This is a genomic window from uncultured Porphyromonas sp., from assembly GCF_947254915.1.
Classification (GTDB): Bacteria; Bacteroidota; Bacteroidia; order Bacteroidales; family Porphyromonadaceae; genus Porphyromonas.
The window spans coordinates 1-4,515 of record NZ_CAMYEZ010000143.1; the positions used below are offsets into that span (position 1 = coordinate 1).

A 4,515-nucleotide genomic window follows, 5' to 3' on the forward strand; every position below is an offset into this window, starting at 1 on the left:
GTATCGTCTCCTTTGACTACGTCTACCAACCCGACGGCTCCACCAAGCTAGACTAAGAGATCCGGACGAAATAGGACAGACAGCATCTCAGGTGCGACATCGCACCTGAGATACTCTTTGTATGACGGGCATATTTTGAAAACAAATTAAACCGCCGTATGCCGAACGGCACGTACGGATGGTGTGGGAGGGAAGAAAGCGAAAGTAGGACAGAAAATTTTCGTTTCCCGACCTACTTGATTGTAAGACAAGAACCAAAATGAAACGCTCTCGATACACCCTCCTAAAAGGATGGCACAAGTGGATCTGCCTAGTCATCACCATACTCGTACTAGGCTTTGCCGGATCTGGCATTATTCTAAACCACAGAGACCTGGTGTCGGGTATTGACCTACCCCGCTCCTGGCTACCCAAGGCCTACCACTATAAATCCTGGAGCGGTGGCAGCCTCATCGGGAAGATTCGAGCGACCCCTGATGAGGAGTGGATCTATGGAGCCACCGGAGTATGGGCTTACGACCCACAGCTAAAAAGCTACGACAGCCGGAGCGATGGACTAGACTCTGGTGCCGACAGGAGATCGGTCCAAAGAGTAGTCCGGACAAACCGTGGCGACCTCTACGCCCTCACCGCATACAACCTATACAAGTGGCAAGCCGACAAAAAGGAGTGGGCGAAACAACCGAAGCTTACACCCAAAAACGAACGCTTGGCAGATCTGGAAACGCAAGGCGACACCCTTGTTTTACTGAGCCGAAGCCACCTATACCTTATCTTTCCCTCTCAAGAATCCCCCACATGCGCAGACCTTCCCGCACCGGACGACTATGAGCCACGGGTATCGCTATTCAGCACGATCTGGCAGATGCATAGTGGAGCATTCTTTGGAACAATAGGACGACTAGTTGTTGACCTGATGGGAGTGGCACTCATCCTCCTCTCCATCACCGGCGTTTTGATTACCTTTGTCCCCAAAAAAGCAAAGGTGTGGAAGCAATTTCTCAAGGAACACAATAGGTGGGGCAAATGGTGCTTTTGGGGTTTGCTTTTTGTGACGATCACAGGCGCATTTCTACGTCCTCCGTTGATGATTACAGTCATCAAGGCACAGGTCCCGACCATTCCGGGAACAAACCTTTACAGCACCAACCCGTGGAATAACAAACTGAGAATGATCCGTCGCGATCCCATCACAAAAGAGTGGTTGCTATCGACCTCTCAGGGCTTTTATGCACTGAAGCAGTTTGGAAAAGCCCCCAAGCGACTGACCGACACTCCACCTGTCAGTGTCATGGGACTCAATGTCTGGGAGTGGAGTGACCGAGACTCACTGTGGGTGGTGGGGTCGTTCAGTGGAGCATTCAAATGGAGTCGACAAGAAGGGCAAGTCTACGATGCGCTGACAGGCAAGGCCTACACCGAATCCGGACGAAAAGGAATGCCCATCTTTGGGACCCCAATCAGTGGGTACACTATTGACTCTGACGGGAGAGAGCGATTCTATAGCTACTCCTCCGGTGAACTCCAAGCGGAGAACGCGACCGACACTATGCCACCAATGCCAACAGAGATAAGTCCCGGTAGGATTTCACTCTGGCATGCCGCACTTGAGTTGCATGTCGGTCGACTGTATGGGAAAATACTCGGTCCGCTCCAGCCTCTATACATATTCCTTTCGGCCCTACTCCTCACCTTAGCTTTGGGCACTGGATGGATGCTCTACAGACGGTATTACCGGCGGAGAGGAGGAAAAAAGCCAAAGAAGTAATCCACCGAGAGGCTTTAGTCACCAGAGGAAAGAGAAAAGTCACTAACCATCAACAATCGAGTAGGTTGGGAAACGAACGTTTTCTGACCTACTTTCGGTATGACATACCCGTCATACCAAAGGGGGTGACCAGCTTCGCAAGAGAGCTAGTCACCCAAAGAGTTGTTTCTCAGAAGTGATAGAGGTGCTATGTCATAGCACGCAAAGCAGTATTACGGCTAGTACAACAATCCAAAAGAGGTAGCGTAGAAGCGTAAATGTGATTTGCAGAACGGTACGAACGATGAATCGTAGTACCACAAAACCAATCAGTATCAATAGAGCTGTTACGACCTGTGCTGTGACTAACTTAGAGAGTAAGTACACTCCACACGATAGGATACCTATAAGTAAGGTAAGTCGGATGATGCGAGACCATTTGATCTCGTTGCTTGGAGTTGTTTTGGACGCAGCTTGTAGTGGTTCCTCTTTATCTGCAGGAACACTTGCCCGTATGAAGGCTGGACTGTGCAGGTCTTTGTTCATGAGAAATCTATTCATATTCGGAGTCTTTTAGAGTTTTCAAGAGCAGAGCCAAGAGAGACTATGCGACATAAAGACAAGAGATAGAATATGCTCTTGACGTATGGAGCAGAGAGACTATCTTGGCTCTTGAAGCTCAAAAGGCTCACGAGATAGGGATAAGCTACATTGTCTACTCTAATGCACTCACATCGCCTATCATGGGAAGTTGATTAGCTTCGATAAGAAGTACAACTGTTCCTGTCAGTTCTGTGTAGAGCGTGTCATATTCAGGTGTTGCAACAAATTCATCCGTAAGATTGTATTTGTCAAAGGTCTCTTGAATTGCTCGATTCTTTAGCAATATCGGAGCAAGTCGCTCGGGGAGTGGGGAGGGGAGTTCTTTTTCAAACTCATTCTCCAAGACGGACACAAGCGTGTCGTATTTGGAGAAATGCAGGTCACGATACAGTACTTCACTCGCCATACTCTCTGCTTCGGGATATGAGAATCCTTCTTCCACAGAATCACAGTAGGTAGTAAGAGCTTCATCAGCTCGTGCCTTGATAAATGGCTTGTCTTCCACCTTTTCAGGGAAATGCTCACTAAGGTAGCTCTCTAGCTTTAAGCGGAAGTAGGATAGTTCTTTCTTATTCGTTGTCTTCATCTTCTTATTTGGTTTTAATGGTTGCACTTATTGCCAACTATTCTCCCCGATACCCATAGCCGTATTGAATTTGCCTAGCTTGTCAGCAAACTGCTCCATGTCATGTTCGATCTTCTTATTGGTGATACGGGCATAGATTTGCGTTGTTCGGATATTGGTATGACCTAGCATTTTAGAGACACTCTCCATAGGAACGCCCTTACTGAGGCAGAGGGTAGCAAAGGTATGTCGAGCTAAGTGAAAGGTCAAATTTTTCTTGATACCACAAATATCAGCAATCTCCTTCAAATACGAATTCATCTTCTGATTGCTAAGGATAGGGAAGAGCATGTCCTCTCTTGCTGTTTGTCCCTCATATTTGGCAATGATACTTTTGGGAACTTCCAATAACAAGACATTTGACTCCACTTTCGTTTTCTGCCTTCGTGTCATAATCCACTCCTTACCGTCTAAGGTGACGATGTGCTCAGGCTTGAGGTTGGCAACATCAATATAGGCAAGCCCAGTGAAGCAAGAAAACACAAATATATCTCTCACCAATTCCAAGCGTGGTATATCACTTAAGTCTTTAGTCGCTATATCCATCACCTCTTCCTCCGAAAGGAATCCTCTATCTACTGGAGTAGAGGTAAATTGGTGGTTCCTTATTAGCAGTATTCTGCTTTTGCTTTCCTGCTGTCCTAAGATAAAGTTCAAAGTCGTGGATGACAAGGACAGTCAATTCAGCGATTTTGAGGTCTGACCTTCTATACTTACTTTTTAGAAAGGCTTGAAAGTGCTTGCGACAGACTTCATACTTTTGAAGAGTCGCAGGAGTCTTAGTGTAGCCCACCTGCTGACGTACATCATTATTGTACTTTTCAAAGAGAGTCATAAAGATATCAACGTCCTCTTTCTTACCGAGATACTCCGACTTGATTCTCTCTAACGAAAGTTCGTCAGAGAACTCTAAGCGTCTAAAGATATTCAGTAGACCATTCTGGATGTTGTCTAGCTGTAGATTGATACTAAGAGCTTCTGTGCTTCACCCTTTCAGGCGTTCTTTCTCCTTATCCCACAACTTCGCATTAACGGAGATGCCAGTAGAGCCAATGGATAAACGCTCACTATTGAGGTAAATCCTAGCCATGACAGAGGTGTTACCCTCTTTGTTTACGTAGTTGCTCCTGAGGTAAAAAGCAGTTCTGAAAATTGTCTTCATACATTTTGTTGTTTAAGGTAGCTAGGCTAGAAGAAAATTGTAGCCAAAAACCATTCTTGCAGTCCAAATTGTAGCCAGACTAAAATGGATATTTTTGACAACTACTTTCTCTGTAGCCACGCTACAAATTTCTACATAATATTCTGAACAACAGCAAAATGCGAGTACTCTATACGTACTCTGTAAGTACTCTTGGCTACAATTTTCATATTGCTCGTTTTTCTGTAGCCAGATTGTAGCCAAAGTAGAGCATTTTGGGAGTTTCGACCTACTCTGGAGGTGCTCTGGGAAAGGGCTTAGCACCAAAAGAAAAGTGCCTTAACTCACTGAGAATTAAGACACTTACTGTTTTGTTGTACTGATTGGCTAGTCTCTACC

2 protein-coding genes and 1 pseudogene are annotated in these 4,515 nt (G+C 45.8%); 1 reads left to right on the top strand and 2 read right to left on the bottom strand.

Annotated elements, in window-relative coordinates:
- Window positions 1-259: 259 nt before the first annotated feature.
- Window positions 260-1,768, top strand: a complete 1,509-nt coding sequence (locus Q0X57_RS07665; protein WP_297729834.1) for a PepSY domain-containing protein — start codon at window positions 260-262, stop codon at window positions 1,766-1,768.
- 694 nt (window positions 1,769-2,462) lie between these two features.
- Here the strand turns inward: Q0X57_RS07665 and Q0X57_RS07670 are convergent.
- Window positions 2,463-2,936 (bottom strand): DUF1896 domain-containing protein, encoded by a 474-nt coding sequence (locus Q0X57_RS07670; protein WP_297729836.1) that lies wholly within the window; start codon window positions 2,934-2,936, stop codon window positions 2,463-2,465.
- Between the two features lie 27 nt (window positions 2,937-2,963).
- Window positions 2,964-4,137, bottom strand: a pseudogene (locus Q0X57_RS07675) (tyrosine-type recombinase/integrase).
- Window positions 4,138-4,515: the final 378 nt, after the last annotated feature.

Coding starts and splice junctions, on each gene's coding strand:
- Q0X57_RS07670 (WP_297729836.1), bottom strand. CDS start 2,936: ATGAAGACAACGAATAAGAAAGAACTATCCTACTTCCGCTTAAAGCTA.
- Q0X57_RS07665 (WP_297729834.1), top strand. CDS start 260: ATGAAACGCTCTCGATACACCCTCCTAAAAGGATGGCACAAGTGGATC.